Source organism: Mycobacterium asiaticum (genome assembly GCF_001673365.1).
GTDB classification, from domain to species: domain Bacteria; phylum Actinomycetota; class Actinomycetes; order Mycobacteriales; family Mycobacteriaceae; genus Mycobacterium; species Mycobacterium asiaticum_A.
This window is the reverse complement of record NZ_LZLS01000119.1, coordinates 1-2,302: the sequence shown is the minus strand read 5'-3', so window position 1 is coordinate 2,302 and position 2,302 is coordinate 1. Positions and strand designations below refer to the sequence as shown.

The 2,302-nt window shown below is 59.3% G+C and carries 2 protein-coding genes; both read right to left on the bottom strand.

Annotated features, from left to right (window positions below):
• Position 1: 1 nt before the first annotated feature.
• Positions 2-1,021 carry an NAD-dependent epimerase/dehydratase family protein gene (locus tag A5634_RS13340; protein WP_065144523.1) on the bottom strand — a complete coding sequence of 340 codons (1,020 nt, stop codon included), beginning with the start codon at positions 1,019-1,021 and terminating at the stop codon, positions 2-4.
• A complete protein-coding gene (locus A5634_RS13335) occupies positions 1,018-2,277 on the bottom strand; it encodes a nucleotide sugar dehydrogenase (protein WP_065144522.1) in 1,260 nt (419 codons plus the stop codon). The genes A5634_RS13340 and A5634_RS13335 overlap by 4 nt, the downstream gene beginning before the upstream one ends.
• Positions 2,278-2,302 lie beyond the last annotated feature (25 nt).

Genomic DNA, 2,302 nt, shown 5'->3' with positions numbered 1-2,302 from the left:
GTCAGATAGTCCCAGCGTTGACGGCGTTGACAATCCAGGGAATGACTTCGTCGAGCATGGCATCGAGCGTGGTGGTCGCGGAGTAGCCGAGCACCTGCGTCGCCTTCTGGACATCCGGTGAGCGCAGCTGGACGTCATGCTCGAACGGCGGGTCGCTTTCGAAGCGGAACGGGACACCCGGACGCATCTTGCGCCAAATCACCTCGGCCAGTTCCACCACCGTCGTGGCTTCCGGAGTCGACAGATTGAAATCGTCATTGAGCGCGGCCGGATGCTCCATACACGTGCGGATGCCCTTGGCCAGATCACCACCATAGGTGTAGTGCCGCACCTGCGTACCATCGCCGAGAATGTGCAGCGGGTCCTGACCCTTGGCGACCTTCTGCACCAGGTCCGGCACCACGTGACTCATCGCCAATTTCACGTTCCCGCTGGGGATTTCGCGCCCACCCAGCGCACGCTGCTCACCAGTCCCCACACAGTTGAACGGTCGGATGATGGTGTACGGCAACCCATACTGCTCATAAGCACCATGTGCGAAATACTCACAAGCTAACTTCTGGAACCCGTAAGTGCTTGTCGGAGGCGGGCATTCAGTGATGTGCTTCTCCGGCGTGGGGAACACACTGGCGTTCTCGAACACCATCGACGAGCTGATCACGTTGATCTTCTTCAGCCAGCCCTTTTTATACGCATAGATCGCAGCGTCGAAATGGGCCGCAGCGATCCGCTCGTTCTCAGCGAGCAGGTCATAGGCGTACTCGTGGAAATAGGTGATACCGCCGATACGGGCCGCGCTGGCCACCATCTGCTCACAGCCCTCGACCAGACGACACATCAGGTCAACGTCTTTTACATCACCCTCGACGAAGTGATAGTTCGGATGATTGTCGTAGCTTTTGGCGACCGGGCCGTACTTCGAGTAGTTGTCGATCCCGACCACCTCGTGACCGGCCTGCAGCAACTCCTCGACGACATAGCCGTTGATGAAACCCGCACTGCCCGTGACCAGAACCTTCACCGGGCCGCAGCCCCCGCGCCCAGCGTGGCCAATTCTGCGCCGTTCAACGCACTCTCGCCCAGCTCACTGACGTCCAAGCAACCCCACACATCCTCCACAATCTTGCCCCGCGGAACCCGCAAACCCCGATAATCCGAGTGCGGTACCCCCACCACCAGCACATCAGCGCGCTCCACAACAGAGTCCAGCGGGAAGTAGTCCGGTCCGTCCAGGAATGGATCATGGCGGATCACTTCCTTGGCCTCCAGCATGAGCAGGTGCCGCAGTTTGAAGCTCAGCGAGTCGCGCGTGTCATCGCAATCGGCCTTGAACGTCATGCCGAGGATACCAACGGTCTTGTCGCGCAAGTCAACCCGACGCTTGAGCATATTGACGATGAACTGCGGTTGACCTTCGTTGATCAACATCGCCGCATGCCCCAGCATGAAGTTGTTGTTACTGAACGCCGCTAGCTGCATCGTGTCCTTCAACAGGCACGGGCCAGCCGCCAAACCCGCTCTCGGCAGCGAGTCCACCCGGCTGTTCCTAAACGTCGCCGCATGATGAACACGATCGAAATCCAAACCCGCCTCACGGCACAACAAATAAAACTGGTTGGCCACCGCGAACTGGATGTAGCGATAGCCATTGCAGAACAGCTTCGCCAGCTCCGCCTCTTGCGGTTCCACCTCGATAATCTCGCTGGTGATACCCGAGAACAGCTCACGCACGACCCGCACGCCCTCCTCATCAAACCCGCTGATGATCTGAGGAATCGCCCGCAACTCCCGAATCGAATGCCCCTGCGCAATCCGCTCCGGGCAGAAGGTCACGTGAACACCAATCCCCCGCTCCCGCAACGAATCATGAACACGCTGCGTCAACCCCGGATACACCGTGCTGCGCAACACCAGCGTCTGATCATCGCGGAAGTACGGACTGATCTCCGTGATGATCCGAAAGAACGTGTGCGCCTGCGGAGTCAAGTATTCATCCACAGGCGTCCCCACCACGCAAATCACCACATCGGCATTGCGCACAATCCATGAATCCGTACTCGCCGCAAGACGACCCGTCGGCAACAAGCGCTTCAAGAGCTCCTCAGCGCCGTTCTCAACGAACGGCATCTTGCCCGCCATGATGGTCTTCAACGCCGCAGCATTGGTATCCAAAATGTCGACCGTGTACCCCACATCCGCCAACACCAACGCCAACGGCAAACCCACATGACCCGCACCACCTACGATGCAAATCCGCTTCCCCGGCTGACCCGCCACGCGACCCGCCACCCTCCCTGATCGA